Origin of the sequence: Aureimonas sp. Leaf454, from assembly GCF_001424685.1 — a bacterium.
Classification (GTDB): Bacteria; Pseudomonadota; Alphaproteobacteria; order Rhizobiales; family Rhizobiaceae; genus Plantimonas.
On record NZ_LMQT01000001.1, the window covers coordinates 959567 to 978538 of the forward strand.

Annotated in this window: 16 protein-coding genes; 11 read left to right on the top strand and 5 right to left on the bottom strand. The window is 68.4% G+C overall.

Annotated elements, in window-relative coordinates; genetic code table 11:
* Window positions 1–183: 183 nt before the first annotated feature.
* The 4 genes from ASG43_RS04305 to ASG43_RS04320 are packed head-to-tail and all read right to left on the bottom strand — an operon-like array spanning window position 184 to window position 5165.
* Window positions 184–1164, bottom strand: coding sequence for a phytoene/squalene synthase family protein (locus ASG43_RS04305; protein ID WP_244487960.1), 981 nt, complete (start codon window positions 1162–1164; stop codon window positions 184–186).
* Window positions 1157–2683 carry a phytoene desaturase gene (locus ASG43_RS04310; protein WP_056500546.1) on the bottom strand — a complete coding sequence of 509 codons (1527 nt, stop codon included), beginning with the start codon at window positions 2681–2683 and terminating at the stop codon, window positions 1157–1159. Before ASG43_RS04310 ends, ASG43_RS04305 begins: the two co-directional genes overlap by 8 nt.
* Window positions 2683–3858, bottom strand: a complete 1176-nt coding sequence (gene crtY / locus ASG43_RS04315; protein ID WP_056500547.1) for a lycopene beta-cyclase CrtY — start codon at window positions 3856–3858, stop codon at window positions 2683–2685. The genes ASG43_RS04310 and crtY overlap by 1 nt, the downstream gene beginning before the upstream one ends.
* Window positions 3859–3893: 35 nt before the next feature.
* The gene (locus tag ASG43_RS04320) at window positions 3894–5165 is read right to left on the bottom strand and encodes a glycosyltransferase (RefSeq protein ID WP_056500549.1); all 1272 of its coding nucleotides are present in this window, start codon (window positions 5163–5165) and stop codon (window positions 3894–3896) included.
* Between the two features lie 51 nt (window positions 5166–5216).
* On the opposite strand from ASG43_RS04320, the gene ASG43_RS04325 reads away from it, so the two are divergent.
* From ASG43_RS04325 to ASG43_RS04340, 4 genes are all read left to right on the top strand, one after another.
* Window positions 5217–5840: a DUF2585 family protein gene (locus ASG43_RS04325; protein WP_156386415.1), complete on the top strand. Its 624-nt coding sequence runs from the start codon at window positions 5217–5219 to the stop codon at window positions 5838–5840.
* A gap of 111 nt (window positions 5841–5951) precedes the next feature.
* On the top strand, window positions 5952–6770 hold the full coding sequence (locus ASG43_RS04330) for an AraC family transcriptional regulator (RefSeq protein WP_056500555.1): 819 nt from the start codon (window positions 5952–5954) through the stop codon (window positions 6768–6770).
* A gap of 97 nt (window positions 6771–6867) precedes the next feature.
* The gene (locus tag ASG43_RS04335; RefSeq protein WP_156386417.1) at window positions 6868–7545 is read left to right on the top strand and encodes a phenylalanine--tRNA ligase beta subunit-related protein; all 678 of its coding nucleotides are present in this window, start codon (window positions 6868–6870) and stop codon (window positions 7543–7545) included.
* On the top strand, window positions 7542–8156 hold the full coding sequence (locus ASG43_RS04340; RefSeq protein ID WP_056500559.1) for a LysE family translocator: 615 nt from the start codon (window positions 7542–7544) through the stop codon (window positions 8154–8156). The genes ASG43_RS04335 and ASG43_RS04340 overlap by 4 nt, the downstream gene beginning before the upstream one ends.
* Window positions 8157–8243: 87 nt before the next feature.
* Here the strand turns inward: ASG43_RS04340 and ASG43_RS04345 are convergent, their stop codons facing one another.
* Window positions 8244–9749 (bottom strand): ATP-binding protein, encoded by a 1506-nt coding sequence (locus ASG43_RS04345; RefSeq protein WP_056500562.1) that lies wholly within the window; start codon window positions 9747–9749, stop codon window positions 8244–8246.
* Window positions 9750–9972: 223 nt separating this feature from the next.
* Between ASG43_RS04345 and ASG43_RS04350 the strand changes: the two genes are divergently transcribed.
* The 7 genes from ASG43_RS04350 (at window position 9973) to nirB (ending at window position 18971) form a co-directional block, all read left to right on the top strand.
* Entirely contained in the window at window positions 9973–10587 is a 615-nt protein-coding gene (locus ASG43_RS04350; RefSeq protein ID WP_056500565.1) for a short chain dehydrogenase, read from the top strand.
* Between the two features lie 200 nt (window positions 10588–10787).
* Window positions 10788–11390: an ANTAR domain-containing protein gene (locus tag ASG43_RS04355; protein ID WP_056500568.1), complete on the top strand. Its 603-nt coding sequence runs from the start codon at window positions 10788–10790 to the stop codon at window positions 11388–11390.
* Window positions 11387–12610 carry a CmpA/NrtA family ABC transporter substrate-binding protein gene (locus ASG43_RS04360; RefSeq protein ID WP_082490590.1) on the top strand — a complete coding sequence of 408 codons (1224 nt, stop codon included), beginning with the start codon at window positions 11387–11389 and terminating at the stop codon, window positions 12608–12610. The genes ASG43_RS04355 and ASG43_RS04360 overlap by 4 nt, the downstream gene beginning before the upstream one ends.
* 539 nt (window positions 12611–13149) lie before the next feature.
* Window positions 13150–14448 (top strand): CmpA/NrtA family ABC transporter substrate-binding protein, encoded by a 1299-nt coding sequence (locus ASG43_RS04365; protein WP_056500571.1) that lies wholly within the window; start codon window positions 13150–13152, stop codon window positions 14446–14448.
* 110 nt (window positions 14449–14558) lie between these two features.
* Window positions 14559–15470, top strand: a complete 912-nt coding sequence (gene ntrB, locus ASG43_RS04370; protein WP_082490591.1) for a nitrate ABC transporter permease — start codon at window positions 14559–14561, stop codon at window positions 15468–15470.
* A gap of 35 nt (window positions 15471–15505) precedes the next feature.
* Window positions 15506–16318, top strand: coding sequence for an ABC transporter ATP-binding protein (locus ASG43_RS04375; RefSeq protein WP_056500574.1), 813 nt, complete (start codon window positions 15506–15508; stop codon window positions 16316–16318).
* Between the two features lie 196 nt (window positions 16319–16514).
* Window positions 16515–18971, top strand: coding sequence for a nitrite reductase large subunit NirB (nirB, locus tag ASG43_RS04380; RefSeq protein WP_056500578.1), 2457 nt, complete (start codon window positions 16515–16517; stop codon window positions 18969–18971).
* Window position 18972: the final 1 nt, after the last annotated feature.

Consider the following 18972-nt stretch of genomic DNA (forward strand, 5'->3'; position numbering starts at 1 on the left):
GCGCGCGCTCTCGGGCGAGGGCTCTTGGGCAAGGGCTCTCGGACGAGGGCTCGGGGGCACGCGATCCGTCCACGCCGGGATCGCGGCGTTCGCCGGCGGGGACGCGCGGCCGCCGGCGCACACCAAGCCGGGCTGGCGTCGGATCGGCCGCCACGGCTGGTGGGAGGAAGGTGTCTATCCCGGCTACGGTTCGACCGACGATGCCGGGAGCGCATGCGTCCACAGCCGCTCATCCCGCCTCGACGAAGCCCGGCGCCGGGGCCCGAACGCCGTGACCGCGCCCGTCGCGACATGCCCGAGCTTGTCCGACCGCGAGGTCGAGACCCGGCCGTCCCAGGCCCTCGGCCCCGCCGCGACCACCCTGAGGCCGATCTCGCGATAGACGCCGAGAGCGGTCGCGACGGCCCAGGCGGAGCGGCGCGGGAGCGCGTCGATGCCGATGCGGGCCGAGGCGTAATAGGGCTCGGCCGCCGCGACGAGCCGGCGCGCGAGCGAGGCGACCCGTTCGCGGTTGTCAGGATTTGCGATTTCGTCGCGGGGCAGGCCGGCCTCCGCGAGCCAATCGGCCGGGAGATAGACCCGCCCCACCGCCGCGTCCGGAACGATGTCTCTGGCGATGTTGGTGAGTTGGAAGGCAAGCCCGAGATCGGCCGCGCGCACCAGCGTCGCCGCGTCCCTCGCGCCCATCACCCGCGCCATCATCACGCCGACGACGCCGGCGACATGGTGGCAATAGTCCAGAACCTCCTCGAAGCGCTCGTAGCGGCGCGCCTCGGCGTCCATCCGGAAGCCGTCGAGATGCTCCAGCGCCAGCGCGAGCGGAACGTCGTGGCGCGACGCCACCTGCTGCAGCGCCTGGAAGGCGGGCTCCGCCATCGCCTCGCCCGCGAAGGCGCGGCGCGTGCGATCCTCCAGCATGGCGACCCGGTCGATCGGCGCCGTGGCGTCGGCGAGCCCGGTCCGGTGACCGAGCTCCTGGTCGTCCACGACGTCGTCGCAGTGCCGGCACCAGGCATAGAGCATGATGGCGCCTTGCCGCGTGCCGGGATCGAAGAGACGCGCCGCGGCGGCGAAGCTCTTGGAGCCCCGGGCGATCGTCGCCTCGGCGGTGCGGCCGAGGTCGGCCGGGGCCTTCCCTCCCCCCGGCAGGGTCGCCTCAGACACGCGCGGCATCCGCGATCATCAGCCCCGCCGTCGCCTTGGCCGAGCCGACGACGCCGGGAACGCCGGCGCCGGGATGGGTGCCCGCGCCGACGAAGTAGAGATTGGGGATCGCGTCGTCGCGATTGTGCGGCCGGAACCAGGCGCTTTGCGTCAGCACCGGGTCGAGGGAGAAGGCCGAGCCGACATGGGCGTTCAGTTCGTCGCGGAAGTCGTTCGGCGTGAAGATGCGGGTCGTCACCAGATCGGCCTTCAGGCCCGGAATGTAGCGCTCCTCCAGATAGTCGAGGATGCGGTCGCGATATTTCGGACCTTCGGTCTCCCAGTCGATGCCCGCCTTGCCGAGATGGGGCACGGGCGCCAGCACGTAGAAGCTGCCCGCGCCCTCCGGTGCGAGCGAGGGATCGGTGACGCAGGGGTTGTGGAGGTAGAGCGAGAAGTCGTGCGGCAGCGTCGCCCCGTTGAAGATCTCGGCGATGAGATCGCGGTAGCGCGAGCCGAAGCAGACCGTGTGATGGGCGATGTCGGGCCGGTGCCTCTTCAGTCCGAAGTAGATGACGAAGAGCGACATGGAGAACTTGCGCTTCTTCAGGCTCTTGGCAGCCGCTATGCCACGCTTCGTGCCGCGCAGGAGATGATCGTAGGTGTGGACGACGTCGCCGTTGGAGGCGACGAGGTCGGCGGGAAAATGCCGGCCGTCGCGCAGGGTCACGCCCGTCGCGCGCCCCTGCGAGGTTTCGATCCGATCGACCTCCGCGTTCAGCTCGATCGTGCCGCCGAGATCGGCGAAGAGCTGGGCCATGCCGCGCACCAGCGCGCCGGTACCCCCGCGCGGGAACCAGACGCCCCATTGCCGCTCCAGCGCATGGATGAGCGCGTAGATGGAGGAGGTCGCGAACGGATTGCCGCCGACGAGAAGCGAGTGGAACGAGAAGGCCTGCCGGAGATGCTCGTCCTCGATGAAGCCCGCGACCTTGGAATAGACGCTGCGCCAGGCTTCGAGCTTGGCGAGCGCCGGCCCCGCCTTGATCATGTCGCGGAAGTGGAGGAACGGCACGGCGCCGAGCTTCAGGTATCCTTCCTCGAAGACCGCCTTGGAATAGGCGAGGAAGCGCCGGTAACCCTCGACGTCGCGGGGATTGCGGGAAGCGATCTGTCGGTCGAGCCCGTCCTGATCGTTGACGTAGTCGAACGTGTCGCCGTCCTCCCAGGCCAGCCGGTAGAAGGGACTGACCGGCAGGAGCTCGACATGATCCGACATGCGCCGGCCGGCATTCGTCCAGAGCTCCTCGAGCGCGGACGGATCGGTGATGACGGTCGGACCCGCATCGAACGTGAAACCCTGGTCCTCGTAGACATAGGCCCGGCCGCCCGGCTTGTCGCGCTTCTCCAGGAGAACCGTCGCGATGCCGGCCGTCTGGAGGCGGATGGCGAGGGCAAGACCGCCGAAGCCGGCGCCGATCACGACGGCGCTTCGCGGCGCGGTGCCGGTTTCGACGGCTTTTGTGGGTCTGTCCAGCATCAGGCGGCATCCTCAGGCGCGAGGCTACGGGGAAAGGCGAGAGCGCGCAGCGCCCGGCCGACGGGAACCGGCGGCTTTCCCGCCAGGATGCGCGCCTTGTCCCCGAAGGACAGGCGTGCGGCATAGAATCGGGCGATCACGTCGTCCGGCAAGCGGTGAAAGTGCTGGAGGATCTCGTAGCGCCGTTCGGAGGCGCCCGCGAGAAACAGCATGCGGTTGAGCAGGCGAAAGAACCGGCGCTCGCGCCAGAGGCGGTGGGAATGATCGCGCGTGGCGGCGAAGAGGGCGGGCGCGGAGAGATCCGCCAGTCCCGCCACGACATCGGCGAGCCGCACGGCATCGGGCAGCGAATAGCCCGTCGTCGGATGGAAGAGCGCGGCCGCGAGACCGGCGGCGGGCAAGCCGCGCCGATCCGCCCAGAACCCCTCGATGTCGCCGCCGAGCGCGATCGGCAGGATGCCCTCCTCCTCGCGCAGGACCGTCTGCGCGCGCCAGCCCCGGGCCGCGACATAGGCGTCGATGCGCCGGCGAAGGCCCGCCGGGTCGAGCCCCGGTCCGTCGGCATAATAGGTGTCCTCCACGAGGAGGCGCCGCGCGTCGAGGGGCAGCGTGTAGACGAAGCGATAGCCGTCGTCCTGCGCGACCGTCGCGTCCATCACGGTCGGCGCGACGAGACCGTGCGGCTCGGACAGCAGGAGTTCGCGGCCGAGGAACTTCTGGTAACCGAGCAGCAGCCGGGCGCTCGGCCCCGGCCCCCGCGCGTCGAGGACCGCACCGGCCGCGATCCGCGTCCCGTCCTCCAGGACGACGCCGTCCGGCGCAAGCGCCGCGACCCGCGTCCGGCACCGCACGAGGCCGGGACGTCCGGCCTGGAGCACGCGCGCGAAGCGCTCCGAGGTGACCGAGGCATAGCCCGTGCCGATGCGGCGCGAGCGGCGGGGAAACCGGACGTCGTAGTCGTTCCAGCGATGCACCACGAAGGGTTCGAGCCAGGCCGTCTCGTCCGGCGAGAGGTCCCCGTCGTGGAAGCTCCAGGTGTGGTTGCCGCCGGGCGCTTCGCCCGCTTCGAGGACGAGGACGCCGATCTCGGGCCGCAGCATCGCGAGCCGATGCGCGACGAGCCCGTTGGCGAGCCCGCCGCCGGCCAGCACGAGGTCGAAGCGCTCAGGCGCCATGGCCGGCCCCCGCTTCGTCGTCTCGACTCCGGCGCTCAGGCAAGGACGGTCGTCCGCCGGGCCGAGGCCGTGTCCGCGAGTATCGCTTCGATGAGGTCCGCCGCCAAGTCCGCTCCGCCCGATGCCGCGATGTCCCGGCCGATGGCGGCCGCTCGTTCCCGGTACGCAGATGCGTGAAGCAGGGCCTCGAGGGAAGAGGCGACGCGCCGGGGAGACAAGAGGACGCGGGAGGCGCGCAGCCCGACCCCGTGGTGGACGATCCGCGCGGCGACGCCCGGCTGGTCGAAGGCGATCGGCACCGCGAGCATCGGGACACCCGCCGCGAGCGCGTCCATCACCGTGTTCATGCCGCCATGGGTGATGCAGACGGAGGCTCGCGCCAGAACGGCCGCCTGCGGCAGGGTGTCGAACACGTGGTCGGCATCGAGGCCGGCCGCCTCCTCCGGCGAGAGCCCTCCGCAATGCGCGACGACGAGCGAGACGCCGGCACGCCGGCAGCCCTTGGCGAAGGCGCGCAGGAGGCCGAGGCGATGGCCCTGCATGGTTCCGAGCGAGGCGAAGACCAGCGGCCGGCCGGGGTCGGGCGTGAAGGGCAGGAGCGGGTCGCCGGCGGCCGGCCCGGCGCGAATCGGGCCGACGGCATGGAAGATCGGCGAGGCGGGACGCGGGAAATCGAAGCTTGCGACCGTCTGCGACAGCCGCAGAACGGACGACAGGCAATCGGCGAGCGTCGAACGCGGCGACAGGCCGAACGCGTCCGACCAGCGCCGGAGCGTCCGCCGCTGCTCGGTGAGAAGAAGCCAGGCGATCCGCGCCCCGCCCCGATTGCGCTTCAGGCCCTTGCGCGAGGGATCGTAGGGCCAGCCGAGATAGGGTGGCGGCATGCCGGGCGCGGTCTCGACGGGAAGCGCGGCGGCGAGCGAGACGAAGGGAAGGCCGAGGCCTTTCGCCATCAGGCCGGCGGCCGGCTCCATCTCGTCGCCGATCACCGCGTCGAAGGCTTCCGCGCGGAGGATCGCGGGTCCGTCGCGGCAGAGCGCATCGGTGAGGGCGGCGGTGTCGGAGACGGTTCGCAGGATTCCGAGCGGCCCGGTCGGCCGGGCGGCTCGGCGCAGGAGGTCCTCGAGGTCGAGCCCGTCGACCGGCCCGACGGTCCGGACCGGCCAGCCGCCCACGACGAGACGCTCCAGTCCGGCATTCGCCACGAACACGCAGGTATGGCCGCGCGCCGCCAGCCGTCCGGCCAAGGCCTCGAATACGCGGACATGGCTGGGAAAGGGAGGACAGATCAGGGCGAAACGGGCCATCGGGCCTTTCGATATCAGGCCGGACGGCGGGAAGCGACTGCGGCATGAGGCTTGCAGCAACCAAAGCGCGGTCGTGGCGTTCCACCCCGCGAAATGTCCGATGTCCTGAAGCCCCATCCGGCCGACCGCACGAGCCCCTTCCCCTTGCGTCCCGGCCGCCGGTGCCTCGCGGCGCTCGGCATGGTCGCCGCCATGGCCGCGCTTCTCCTCGTCATGGGACGCGACCCCACCTGCCCCTGCGGGGTCGTCCGCCTCTGGCAATCCGGCCTCGACCCCCTGGAGAACTCCCAGCAGTTCGCCGACTGGTACTCGCTCCTCCACGTCGTCTTCGGCATGGCGCTCGCCGCCTTCGTCGCCTGGATGCGCCCCCGCTGGTCGCTCGGGGCCCTCCTCCTTTGCGTGATCCTCGGCCATTCCATCTGGGAGGTCGCGGAGAACACGCCCGTCATCATCGGCCTCTTCTCCGGCAGCGTGAACGCGCCGCACTACGAGGGCGACAGCATCCTCAACTCCCTCGGCGACACGGTCTTCGCTCTGGCCGGCGCCCTCCTCGCCCGGCGCGCTCCCCTCTGGACGAGCGTCCTCGTGGTGCTCGCGGTCGAGATCGCGGTGACGTTCGCGATCGACGACGGCTTCGTCATCGGGACCCTGCGGCTGGTGGGGGTGAATGTGTGATGGACGCGAGGTCGCAAGCGGTCACGACCGATTGAGCCGACCCGCTTCCGACGGACGTTGAGAGCGTTCAGAAGAAGGTAGACCCGTCGAAAGATGCTATGTTCGACGTCCATGTCGATCGACCTTCAGAACTGCTCTCGTGTTTTTCCTGTCGTCGAGGTCGGTATCGAAGCCGTCCTGGCGTCGACGACACGAACCTTCGCACGGCATTTTCACGATCAGTTCGGCATTGGGGTGATCCTCACGGGAGCCCAACGCTCCGCGAGTGGGCGAGGCCCCGTCGAGGCCATTTGCGGAGACGTCATCACGGTCAATCCTGGAGAGGTCCACGATGGCGCCCCCATCGACGGCGAAGCCCGCACCTGGGCGATGCTCTATATCGATCCCGACACGGTGGCGCGGATCGCTCTCGACCTCAGCGAAGGACGCACCTCCGACCTCCAACTCGAACATCCGGTTCGCACCGACCCCGCCCTCGCGAGGATGTTTCTCCGACTGTTCCACTCTTTGTCGAACGACCGCGGCTCGCGGGAGGATTTTGGCACCGAGCAGTTGATGCTCCTCCTCGAACGCTCCGCCTTGCAAGGTGCGAGGCTGGAAAGGAACGGCGGTGCGTCGCACGGCTTTCGTCGCGCGCGGCAGGCGATCGATGACGATCCCTTCGCTCGACACAGGCTCGATCGCCTCGCGTCGATCGCGGGCATGGGACCGTTCCGCCTGATCCGCGCCTTCTCGGCCGAGACCGGCATGACGCCGCATGCCTATGCGATGCAACGCCGACTGCAAGCCGCACGCCGCCTGCTCCGGCAGGGTCTGTCACCTGCACAGGCTTCGGCCGAAGCAGGCTTTGCCGACCAGAGCCATCTGACACGCCTTTTCGCCCGTAGTTACGGCATGACACCAGCCACCTACGCTCGCGCGGGCCGCTGACGCCGGCCGCTTTGCGCGATCCCAGCGCAATTTCGTTCAAGACCGGAACTTCGGGCTTCTCCAGGATAGATGGACCGATCTCTCCTAGGTTTTTGAAATGACAATGTCCTTCGAGCATTCCCATGTGGTCCGTGCCGCCTTCCCGAACCTCGTCTGCAGCACCCTTCGGATCGGCGGCCTCACAAGCGACGTCGATGCCTCCCCCTTCTCGCGCCTTCACATCGACCGCGCCCGCGACCGCCTGTCACGACAAAGCGAAGGCGACTGGCCCGAGATCCAGGCGTGGCGCCGCGCCTTCTCGGCCATGGGCTTGAAGCCGACGCAGTATCGGTGCGCGGCCGAAGCTCTTCTACGCAGGCTTCGGAAGGACGGCGAATTGCCCTCGCTTCACCCACTCATCGACATCTGCAACGCCATCTCGGTCGCGTTCGCCATCCCCATCGCGGTGTTCGACACCGACAGGATCGAGGGTGGGCTGATGGTGAAGCCCGCGCAGGGCGACGAGCGTTACCATGCGTTCAGCGGCGCGATGGAAACGCCGGAGCCCGGCGAGATCATCTTCGCCGATGGAGAGGGGCGTGCGCACTCGAGGCGTTGGACGAACCGGCAGAGCGCGGCTTCGGCCGTCGGTCCCGTGACATCGAACGCACTGATCGTCGCCGAAGCGCTTCATACCGATGCCGACGCCGATATGATCGCCTTGAAGGCTGCGGTCCAGGAGGCCGTATCCACCCTCTGGCCGACGGTGCATTGGGCGGATCGAGGCGCAGCGTGACCTCGGAATTTCTTCTGATGACGCTCGTCGTCGTCGCCTCGCCGGGAACCGGCGCGCTGTACACCCTGGCTGCGGGCCTGTCCGGAGGCGTTAAGGCCAGCGTCCTCGCCGCCTTTGGATGCACGCTCGGAATCGTTCCGCACATCGTTGCCGCCGTCAGCGGCCTCGCCACTTTGTTCCAAGCGAGCGACACGGCCTTTCAGGCCCTCAAACTCGCGGGCGTCGCTTACCTTCTTTTCATGGCAGGATCGATGCTGCGGGCCCGAGATGCCTTGGACCTCACAACGGAGAGGTCCGAGCCGTCACCGAGAGATCTCGTCGGAAGAGCCATCCTCCTGAACGTTCTCAATCCCAAGCTCTCCATCTTCTTTCTGGCTTTCTTGCCGCAATTCGTTGCCAGCGACGATCCCGCTCCGATCGTCCGGATGATGAAGCTCAGCCTCGTGTTCATGGCCGCGACGTTCATCATCTTCGCAGCCTACGGACTCTTCGCCGCCGCCGTACGATCCCATGTTCTGGCAAGCGCAACCGTGCGGCGCTGGATGCAGCGCGGCTTCGCGGCAGCCTTCGCCTACCTGGCCATCCAGTTGGCGTTCACCAGCCGTAGCTGACGCAGGGATCGCTGTTTGAATCGATGTTCGGACGGGCACGTGACGGTGGACATGCTTGGATGCATCTGGAGAACGACGTTGGAGCGCTCACACCGTCCCCCGTCTCGCCGCCCGTCTCAACCGCGCCTCGTCGAGCTTCGGCGGGGCGCTCGACTGGACGGAGCGCCAGCCGGTTCCCGTGATCGTCACGACCCGGTTGCCGCGGAAATCCGTCTCGGCGGTCACGAGGCCGCGGTCGGCCATGTAGCCGATGAGGAAGCGTCCGCGCGAGGGCGAGTGGCTGCCATAGGCCCGGGCGAGCGCCGCGTCGTCCGGCAGGGGCTCGCCGGCCCGCGCGGCCCGCGCCAGCATGAGATAGACGCCCTGCATCTCCTCCGGCAACGCGTCCGCGCGCTCGATCACCACCTGCCATTCCGGATCGTCCGCGCCCTCCGAGACGCCGGCCCGCGCCAGCGACAGCCGGCGGCGAAAGGCGGGCATGTCGGTTTCCGCGCCGCGCAGGCGCTTCAGCCGGCAATGGACGAGGAAGTCCTGGTAGAGGACGGGCACCGGCCGGAAGGCGGCTTCGGGATCGGCCAGCATCTCCGAGAAGATCGCCTCCACCAGCACCTCCCGGTCCTCCATCGAGCGGACGTCCTCGTCCTCCGGCGCCTCCGCGCGGGGCGCGGAGACCCGCTCGAGAAGATCGCGCGTCGGCACGCGCTCGCGCGAGCGCACGACCGGCATCTCATCCTCGCCGCCGGCCGGCGCGGAGAAGATGAGGTCCTGCATCTGGTCGCGGGTCATCTCGGGCAGCGCCATCAGCGAGGGCCGTCCCGTGCGGCCGCGCGTTTCCACCGAGCCGATGCGGATCGGCACCGGGCGGCGCGAGAGCGCCGGCCCGAGCGCCACGAAATGGCCGGGCTCGAGGTCGCGGAACCGCTCCGCCTGGCGGCGTTCCAGGCCGAGGAGATCGGCCGCGCGCGCCATGTCGATGTCGAGGAAGGTGCGTCCCATCAGGAAGTTCGAGGCCTCCGCCGCGACGTTCTTGGCGAGCTTGGCCAGCCGCTGCGTCGCCACGATGCCGGCAAGGCCGCGCTTGCGCCCGCGGCACATGAGGTTCGTCATCGCGCCGAGCGAGATCTTGCGCGCCTCGTCCGACACCTCGCCGGCAATGGCGGGCGCGAAGATCTGCGCCTCGTCCACGGCGATCAGCATCGGGAACCAGACGCTGTGGTCGGCCTCGAAGAGCCCGTTCAGGAAGGCTGCGGCGCACTGCATCTGCACCTCCGTATCGAGCCCCTCCAGATTGAGGACGACGGAGGCCCGGTGCTGGCGGATGCGGGCCGCGATGCGCTGGAGCTCGGCCGGCGTGCGGTCGGCATCGACCACGACATGGCCGAAGCGCTCGGCGAAGGACACGAAGTCGCCCTCGGGATCGATGATCGCCTGCTGCACCCATTCCGCGCTCTGTTCGAGGAGACGGCGCAGGAGATGGGACTTGCCCGAGCCGGAATTGCCCTGAACGAGGAGGCGCGTCGAGAGCAGTTCCTCCAGATCCATCTCGGCGGGCTCGCCGGTGGCGGTCGTGCCGAGATCGACGGCGACTTTCATCGGGAAACCTCCTGGGGGAACGGACGGACGCGAGGAGATACCACCGGACGGCGCCCAGGAGTCGGTCGGCTCGGCCGATCTCCACAGCTTCGATGCCGCATCCGCCTCGGGACGACGGGCCTCCCGGCGCCAGCGGCACTCGTCTTCGCAGGGCGCATCGCCTATTCCATGTCGTCATGTCTCACGAGGCGAAGGCGCCGGGCGGCGTCGGAAAGGATCCTTCATGCGGGTTGTTCTCATCGGCGCCAGCGGCACGATCGGGCAGGCGATCGACGCCGAGCTCGGCGCGCGCCACGAGATCGTGCGCGTCAACCGCACGAGCGGGGATGCCACCGTCGACATGACGGACGCCTTGTCCGTGAAGGCGCTCTTCGAGACGATCGGCGCCTTCGACGCCCTCGTCTGCGCCTCCGGCAAGGTCCATTTCGGCGCGCTTCAGGATTTCACCCCCGAGCTCTACGCCGTCGGCCTCGGCCACAAGCTGATGGGACAGGTGAACCTCGTCACGTTCGGCACGCCTTGGATCCGCGACGGCGGCTCCTTCACGCTGACCAGCGGCCTCCTCAACGACGACCCGATCCTCGAAGGCGTCTCGGCCGCGATGGTGAACGGCGCGATCGACGGCTTCGTGCGCGGCGCCGCCGTCGCCCTGCCCCGCGGCCTTCGAATCAACGTCGTCAGTCCGACGGTCATCACGCAATCCATGCCGTCCTACGGCCCGTTCTTCCGCGGCGTGAAGCCGGTGCCGGCCGACGAGGCGGCGCTGGCCTATGCGAGAAGCGTCGAGGGCGCCCATACCGGGCGTGTCTATCGCGTCGGCTGGACCCGCGACCACTGATCCTTCGCACGATCGCGCGGCGGGTTCCGAGGGTGGGGTGAGGATCGCAAATCGGTCGCCGCCCATGGGAGCCGGGAGCCCTCCCGGCGCGCGGGCGAGGGGCCGCCGATCGCTTTGCCGGCTTGCCTTCGCGCCGCTTTACCGCCACCCTGTTCCGCAGCGCAGCATTCGGGTTCGACGAGAGGGCGGCAGGCCGGGGAATGACGAAAGAGGCCCTCGCCATCCTGATCGTCGATGAGAACCGTGCTCGCGCGACCATCATCGAGGAAGGCCTGCGCGAAGCGGGGCACAGCCGCGTGCATGTCGTGCGCGAAATGCAGGGGCTGGTGCGCGAGATCGAGGCCTTCGCGCCCGACGTGATCGTCGTCGATCTCGAGAATCCCAATCGCGACCGGCTGGAACAGTTCTTCCAGGTCACGCGCTCGGTGCGCCGGCCGATCGCCATGTTCGTCGATCGCTCGGATGCGGCCTCAATGGAGGCCGCGATCGAGGCGGGAGTCTCGGCCTATGTCGTGGACGGATTGAAGAAGGAACGCGTGAAGCCGATCCTCGACATGGCGATCCTGCGGTTCGGCGCCTTCTCCCGGCTGCAGAGTGAGCTGGACGAGGCGCGTTCGGAGCTGGCGGACCGCAAGGTGATCGAAAAGGCCAAGGGGCTGATGATGAAGATGCGGGGCCTTTCCGAAGAGGAGGCCTACCGCCTCCTGCGCCAGACCGCGATGAACGAGAAGAAGAAGCTCGTCGAGATCGCCCGGTCGGTCGTGACGGCCGCCTCCCTTCTCGGCGGGGAGGCCGGTCAATGAGCGACGCCCCCGCGATCCGCCTCGGCTTCATCCCGCTCCTCGACGCCGCCGTGCCGATCGCGGCCGCGGCCCTCGGCTTCGACCGGCGCGAGGACGTCCGGCTGGAACTCGTGCGCGAGGTCTCCTGGTCGAACATCCGCGACCGCCTCGCCTTCCGCCAGTTCGACGTCGCCCATCTCCTCGGGCCGATGGCGGTCGCCTCCCAGCTCGGCCTTGGCTCCAATCCCTATCCCGTCATCGCACCGATGGCGCTCGGCCGGGGCGGCAACGCCATCACGCTTTCGACCGCGCTTTTCGAGGCGATGCGCGAAGCGGCGGGCGAGGACGGCCGCGACGAGGCGGACGCCCACGGCCGCGCCCTCGCCAAGGTCGTGGCCAAGCGAAGGGCGGCGGGCCAGCCGCCGCTCGTCTTCGCGATGACCTATCCCTTTTCGTCCCACAATTACGAATTTCGATTCTGGATGGCCGAAGCCGGCATCGACCCGGACCGCGACGTGACGATGACCGTCGTTCCCCCGCCGCTGACCGCCGACGCCCTGAAGGCCGGCGCCATCGACGGTTTCTGCGTCAACGCGCCTTGGAACGTGCTCGCGGCCGAGGCTGGGATCGGCCGCGTCGTCGCGGTCAAGGCGGACATCTGGCCGTCCTCGCCCGAAAAGGTCCTCGGCATGCGCCCGGACTGGTGGAGCGCCAACCGCGAGACGGCGGGACGTCTCCTCGTCGCGCTCGACGCCGCCGCGCGCTGGTGCGACGAGCCGGCGAACCGCCCGGAACTCTCCCGCATCCTGGCGCGGCCGGAGCATGTCGGAGGCTCCGCGGACATGATCTGCGAACTTCTGGCCGGCCGCATGCCCGTCGACGGCGCCGGCACGATCCGCAGCATTCCAGACTATCTCACCTTCCATGCCGGCGCCGCCACCTTCCCCTGGTCGAGCCAGGCGCTCTGGGTCTATTCGCAGATGGTGCGCTGGGGACAGGTGCCGCTGACGGCGGACGGCGAGCGCGCCGCGCTTGCCGCCTTCCGCCCCGACCTTTACCGCGAGGTCTTCGGCAGCCGCATCGCCGATCTTCCCGCAGCCGATACGAGGATCGAGGGTCTCGCGCCCTTCGACGCCATCGGCGACGGCCGCACCTTCGATCCCCGTGATGTCGCGGCCTATGTCGAGGGCTTCCCCATCCGCCATCTCGGGTCCTCCGGCTCCGGCGATCGCCCGGACTGACCCGGGCGGCGCCCTCCCCGGACGCCCGCCGAGACGGCGAACCGCTCGCCTTCCCCCGCTAGTCCTCACCGGTGTCGCATCGGTGTTCGACCATCGGTGGGGAAGATCGCATCGACGGTGCGGCACGTCGCGATGCGCGGATGATGTTTCCTTGCCTTACGTTCTACGGACGCAGCGCCGGCTCGCCCACGCAGTGCGACATATTCGTGCACCGCGATGTTTCTTTCAGCACGACGGGCGAGCAGCCTGAAGCCCTTACCGCATCGGCTGTTGAGACACTTCTGCTTGATTTTCAGGCATGCTGCATTGCCGCACATTTGGACTTTTCAAACCGTTCCAATTGCCGCTCAATAGGAGCGTGCCCGTCAAGGACGACAGGGCCATCGAGAGACCTCAAGCAGGTCCTCCTCCGAGACACCGACGTCGCGAGATCTTCCAGTCGGTCCCTTCTTCCAGGGACCACTCCGAAGGGACCGCGGCGTTTTTTCGTTTTCCACTCCGTTTTTCCGCCCGTGTTCCGCCGTCCCGCGAGGATTTTCATGTCCGATTTCGTCAGCATCAGCCGTCGTCGCTTCCTTCAGTCGACCGCCGCAACGGCGGGCACCGCGGCGCTCTTCTCGGCGATCGGGGCGAGCTTTCCCGGCGGCGCCTTCGCGCAGAGCGCCGGACCCGAAACCACCAAGGCGATCCTCGGCTTCATCGCGCTGACCGATGCCGCGCCGCTGATCGTCGCCAAGGAGAAGGGCTATTTCGCCAAGCACGGCATGCCGGACGTCGAGGTCGTCAAGCAGTCGTCCTGGGGCACGACCCGCGACAATCTCGTGCTCGGCTCGGACGGCTCCGGCATCGACGGCGCGCACATCCTGACGCCGATGCCCTACCTCATGACGGCCGGCAAGGTGACGCAGAACAACCAGCCGCTGCCGATGGCGATCCTCGCGCGCCTCAATCTCGACGGTCAGGCGATCTCGATCGGCAAGGCCTATGCGGATCAGAAGGTCGGCCTCGACTCCGGCGTCCTGAAGGAGGTCTTTGCGGCCAAGAAGGCGGCCGGCGCGCCCGCCAAGGTCGCGATGACGTTCCCCGGCGGCACGCACGACCTCTGGATCCGCTACTGGCTGGCGGCCGGCGGCATCGACCCCGACACGGATGTCGAGACGATCGTCGTTCCGCCCCCGCAGATGGTCGCCAACATGAAGGTCGGCACGATGGATGCCTTCTGCGTCGGCGAACCCTGGAACGCCCAGCTCGTCGACCAGGGCATCGGCTACACCGCGCTGACGACCGGCGAGCTCTGGTCGAAACATCCCGAGAAGAGCTTCGCCATGCGTGCGGACTGGGTGGAGAAGAACCCCAAGGCGACGATCGCCCTCCTCATGGCCGTGCAGGAAGCCGCCCAATGGGCCGACGAGATGGCCAACAAGGACGAGCTCGCCGATCTCCTCGGCAAGCGCGCCTGGTTCAACGTCAAGCCCGCCGATATCGGTCCGCGCATGAAGGGCGTCATCGACTACGGCAACGGCAAGACCGTCGACGCGTCCCCGCACTTCATGAAGTTCTGGCGGGACGACGCTTCCTATCCCTTCAAGAGCCACGACGCCTGGTTCCTCACCGAGGACATGCGCTGGGGCAAGTTCGAGGCGACGACCGACGTCAAGGCCATGGTCGACACGGTGAACCGCGAGGACATCTGGCGCGAGGCCGCCAAGGCGCTCGGCGTCTCGGCCATTCCCGCCTCCACCTCGCGCGGGAAGGAGACCTTCTTCGATGGCAAGGTCTTCGATCCGGAAGATCCCGCCGCCTATCTCGCCAGCCTCGCGATCACCCGCATCGCCTGATCCCGCCCGCGTCCTCTCCTGGCGGGAGGGCGCGGCTCGCGTCCCCCGCCGGACGCCCCTCACGAGCGACGCGGCCCGACCTTCGCGCATCGACCGACCCGGAGACGACCATGTCCCAGCCCATCCTCTCCCCCCTCGCGATCCCGTCGGCGGGCGCCGGCGTCGTCGCCATGCCGAAGGGCGCCGCGACCGTCGTGCCGCTGAAGCGGCAGGGTCCCGCGGCGGGCGACCGGATCGGCCGCATCGCCCGCTCGCTCGCCGAGAACCTCCTCCCGCCGCTGGTGACGCTTCTCGTCCTCCTCGCGATCTGGGAGGTCCTCTGCTCGGGGCCGGCATCCTCGCTGCCGCCGCCGAGTCAGGTCGTGACCGACACCTGGGAGCTGATCGCCCATCCCTTCTACGTCAATGGCGGCAACGATGTCGGCCTCGGCTGGCAGATCTGGGCGAGCCTCCAGCGCGTCGCCATGGGCTATTCGATCGCCGTCGTCGTCGGCATCTCGCTCGGCGTCCTGGTCGGCCAGTCGCAGCTCGCCATGAAGGGTCTCGACCCGATCTTCCAGATCCTGCGCACCGTGCCCCCGCTCGCCTGGCTGCCGCTGTCGCTTGCCGCCTTCCAGGACGGCCAGCCCTCCGCGATCTTCGTCATCTTCATCACCGCGGTCTGGCCGATCATCATCAACACGGCGGTCGGGGTGCGCAACATTCCGCAGGACTACCGCAACGTCGCCAAGGTGCTGCGCCTCAACGGGTTCGAGTTCTTCGCCAAGGTCATGATCCCGGCCGCCGCTCCGTACATCTTCACCGGGCTCCGGATCGGCGTCGGGCTGTCCTGGCTCGCCATCGTCGCGGCCGAGATGCTGATCGGCGGCGTCGGCATCGGCTTCTTCATCTGGGACGCTTGGAACTCCTCGCTGATCTCGGACATCATCCTGGCCCTCGTCTATGTCGGCATCGTCGGCTTCGTGCTCGACCGCTGCGTCGCCGCCATCGGCAAGGCCGTCACCCGCGGCACCTCCGCCTGAGCCCTACCTGAGCCTTCCGGACCGGAGACGAGACCATGACCAGCACCGCCAAGCCCAAGCCCTTCCTGTCCATCGAGGGCGTCGCCAAGCGCTACTCGCGCGGCGGCGTGACGAGCGAGGTCCTGAAGGGCATCGACCTCACCGTCGAGAAGGGCGAGTACATCTCCATCATCGGCCATTCCGGCTGCGGGAAGTCGACGCTCCTCAACATCGTCGCCGGCCTCACCGACGCGACGACGGGCGTCATTCTTCTCGAGGACAAGGTGGTGGACGCGCCGGGCCCGGACCGCGGCGTGGTCTTCCAGAACCACTCGCTGCTGCCCTGGCTCACGGTGTACGAGAATGTCGCGCTCGCGGTCGACAAGGTGTTCGGGCGCACCAAGAGCGCCTCCGAGCGGCGCGAATGGGTGATGAAGAATCTCGAGCTCGTCCATATGGGCCACGCCCGGGACAAGCGCCCTTCGGAAATCTCAGGGGGCATGAAGCAGCGCGTCGGCATTGCCCGCGCGCTCGCCATGGAGCCGAAGATCCTCCTCCTCGACGAGCCCTTCGGCGCGCTGGACGCTTTGACGCGCGCCCATCTGCAGGACCAGGTCATGCAGATCCAGGCCAATCTCGGCACCACCGTGATGATGATCACCCACGATGTCGACGAGGCCGTGCTTCTGTCGGATCGCATCGTGATGCTCACCAACGGTCCGTCCGCCGGCATCGGCGAGATCCTGTCCGTGCCGCTGCCCCGCCCGCGCGACCGCATCAGGCTCGCGACCGACCCGACCTATCTGCGATGCCGCCAGTCCGTCCTGAAATTCCTCTACGAACGCAACCGCTTCGTCGAAGCGGCCTGACCCGACGGGCAGCGGCGTCCCGACATCGTCCTTCGACAGGCTCACGACGAGCGCCCGAAGGACACGCCGTGAATGCGCATCGCATTCCCGGCCGATCGCGCCGCGGCACGACGCCGGCCTGCCTCCCCATCCTTTGTCTCTCAACGGACGAGGGACGGCACGCACCATCCGACACCCCATTTCTCGCGAGGCCCCCATGCCCGAAAAACTCGTCGTCATCGGCAACGGCATGGCCCCTGGCCGGATGCTGGAGCACCTCTTCGAGAAGGCGCCCGGCGCCTACGAGGTCACGATCTTCAACGCCGAACCGCGCGTGAACTACGACCGGATCATGCTCTCCCCGGTCCTGTCCGGCGAGAAGAGCTTCGACGACATCGTGATCCATGGCGACGGCTGGTACGTCCAGCACGGCGTCACGCTCTACAAGGGCCACAAGATCGTCGCCATCGACAGGAACGCGAGGACGGTCACCTCCAACCACGGGGTGACGGAGGCTTACGACCGCCTCGTCATCGCCACGGGCTCCTCCCCCTTCATCCCCCCGGTTCCCGGCAAGGATCTCCCCGGCGTCCTCTCCTATCGCGATCTCGACGATGTCGAGGCGATGATCCTCGCGGCCCAGGCCCGCGCCAAGGCGGTGGTCATCGGCGGGGGCCTGCTCGGGCTCGAAGCCGCGGCCGGTCTCCGGGCGCAAGGGCTCGACGTCACGGTCCTCCATCTCATGCCTTCGCTGATGGAACGCCAGCTCGATCCCGCCGCCGGCTATCTCCTGCAGAAGGCGCTGGAAAAGCGCGGCATCGAGGTCGTGACGGGCGCCAACACCAAGGCGATCCTCGGCACCGAGCGCGTGGAAGGCGTGGAACTGGCCGACGGCCGCGTGATCCCGGCCTCGTTGGTCGTCATGGCCGTGGGCATCCGGCCCTCCTGCGTGCTCGCCAAGGAGGCGGGGCTTGCGGTCGGGCGCGGCATCCATGTCGACGAGCACATGGTCACCTCCGACCCCGCCATCCTGTCGCTTGGCGAATGCGTGGAGGTCGACGGGCGCATCTACGGCCTCGTCGCGCCGCTCTACCAGATGGCCGAGGTCGCCGCCCGGCATCTCGCCGGCGAGGGCGGCCAGGGTTTTCGCCATTCCGACACCCCGACGAAGCTGAAGGTCACCGGAATCGATCTCTACTCCGTCGGCGACTTCGCCGATGCGCCGGACCGCGAGGAGATCGTCCTGCGCGATGCTTCCGCCGGCATCTACAAGCGCCTCGTCCTCCAGGACAACAAGATCCTCGGCGCGGTCCTCTACGGCGAGACCTCGGACGGCGGCTGGTTCGGCGACCTCATGAAGAAGGGAGCGGACATCGCCGAGATGCGCGACACGCTGATCTTCGGCCAGAGCTACCAGGGAGGGTCCCCCCTGGACCCTATGGCGGCCGTTGCAGCCTTGGGCGATGACGCCGAGATCTGCGGCTGCAACGGCGTCTGCAAGGGCAAGATCACATCCACCATCACCGCGAAGGGCCTGACCACGCTCGACGAGGTGCGCTCCCACACCAAGGCCTCCTCCTCCTGCGGCACCTGCACCGGCCTCGTCGAGCAGCTGATGAGCCTGACGCTCGGGCAGAGCTTCAATCCGAACGCGGTCAAGCCCATGTGCACCTGCACCGATCTCGGCCATGGCGACGTCCGACGCCTGATCGTCGCCAAGGAGCTCAAAAGCATTCCCGCCGTCATGCAGGAGCTTCAGTGGAAGACCTCCTGCGGCTGCGCCAAGTGCCGGCCGGCGCTGAACTACTATCTCCTGGCGGACTGGCCGGGCGAGTCTGTGGACGACAAGCAGTCCCGCTTCATCAACGAGCGCGTCCACGCCAACATCCAGAAGGACGGCACCTATTCCGTCGTCCCCCGCATGTGGGGCGGCATGACGAGTTCGGCCGAGCTTCGCGCCATCGCCGACGTCGTCGACAAGTTCGCCATTCCCGCCGTCAAATGCACCGGCGGCCAGCGCATCGATCTCCTCGGCGTGAAGAAGGAGGACCTTCCCGCCGTCTGGGGCGATCTCAATGCCGCCGGCATGGTGTCCGGCGCGGCCTATGCCAAGGGCCTTCGCACGGTGAAGACCTGCGTCGGCACGGATTGGTGCCGCTTCGGAACGCAGGATTCCACCGGCCTCGGCATCCGCATCGAGAAGTTCATGTGGGGCTCCTGGACGCCCGCGAAGGTCAAGATGGCCGTGTCCGGCTGTCCCCGCAACTGCGCGGAGGCGACCTGCAAGGATGTCGGCGTGATCTGCGTCGACAGCGGCTACGAGATCCACTTCGCGGGCGCCGCCGGCCTCGACATCCACGGCACGGTCGTCCTCTGCCACGCCAAGACCGAGGACGAGACGCTGGAGATCATCGTCGCGCTGACGCAGCTCTATCGCGAGCAGGGCCACTATCTCGAGCGCATGTACAAATGGCTGAAGCGCGTCGGCATGGCCTCGATCCAGGCCGCCGTCGTGGAGGACGCGGGCAAACGCGCGCGGCTCTTCGAGCGCTTCGTCCATTCGCAGACCTTCAGCCAGAGAGATCCCTGGGCCGAGCGGGCGACCGGCGCCGTCGCCTCGCACGAGTTCCGGCCGATGGCCGAGATCGCACCCTTTCGGGAGGCCGCGGAATGAC

Excerpts from the sequence above, each read along its gene's own strand:
- ASG43_RS04310 (WP_056500546.1), bottom strand. The coding sequence starts at position 2,683 with ATGCTGGACAGACCCACAAAAGCCGTCGAAACCGGCACCGCGCCGCGA.
- crtY (WP_056500547.1), bottom strand. The coding sequence starts at position 3,858 with ATGGCGCCTGAGCGCTTCGACCTCGTGCTGGCCGGCGGCGGGCTCGCC.
- ASG43_RS04320 (WP_056500549.1), bottom strand. The coding sequence starts at position 5,165 with ATGGCCCGTTTCGCCCTGATCTGTCCTCCCTTTCCCAGCCATGTCCGC.
- ASG43_RS04330 (WP_056500555.1), top strand. The coding sequence starts at position 5,952 with ATGTCGATCGACCTTCAGAACTGCTCTCGTGTTTTTCCTGTCGTCGAG.
- ASG43_RS04335 (WP_156386417.1), top strand. The coding sequence starts at position 6,868 with ATGACAATGTCCTTCGAGCATTCCCATGTGGTCCGTGCCGCCTTCCCG.
- ASG43_RS04345 (WP_056500562.1), bottom strand. The coding sequence starts at position 9,749 with ATGAAAGTCGCCGTCGATCTCGGCACGACCGCCACCGGCGAGCCCGCC.
- ASG43_RS04350 (WP_056500565.1), top strand. The coding sequence starts at position 9,973 with ATGCGGGTTGTTCTCATCGGCGCCAGCGGCACGATCGGGCAGGCGATC.
- ASG43_RS04355 (WP_056500568.1), top strand. The coding sequence starts at position 10,788 with ATGACGAAAGAGGCCCTCGCCATCCTGATCGTCGATGAGAACCGTGCT.
- ASG43_RS04360 (WP_082490590.1), top strand. The coding sequence starts at position 11,387 with ATGAGCGACGCCCCCGCGATCCGCCTCGGCTTCATCCCGCTCCTCGAC.
- ASG43_RS04365 (WP_056500571.1), top strand. The coding sequence starts at position 13,150 with ATGTCCGATTTCGTCAGCATCAGCCGTCGTCGCTTCCTTCAGTCGACC.
- ntrB (WP_082490591.1), top strand. The coding sequence starts at position 14,559 with ATGTCCCAGCCCATCCTCTCCCCCCTCGCGATCCCGTCGGCGGGCGCC.
- ASG43_RS04375 (WP_056500574.1), top strand. The coding sequence starts at position 15,506 with ATGACCAGCACCGCCAAGCCCAAGCCCTTCCTGTCCATCGAGGGCGTC.
- nirB (WP_056500578.1), top strand. The coding sequence starts at position 16,515 with ATGCCCGAAAAACTCGTCGTCATCGGCAACGGCATGGCCCCTGGCCGG.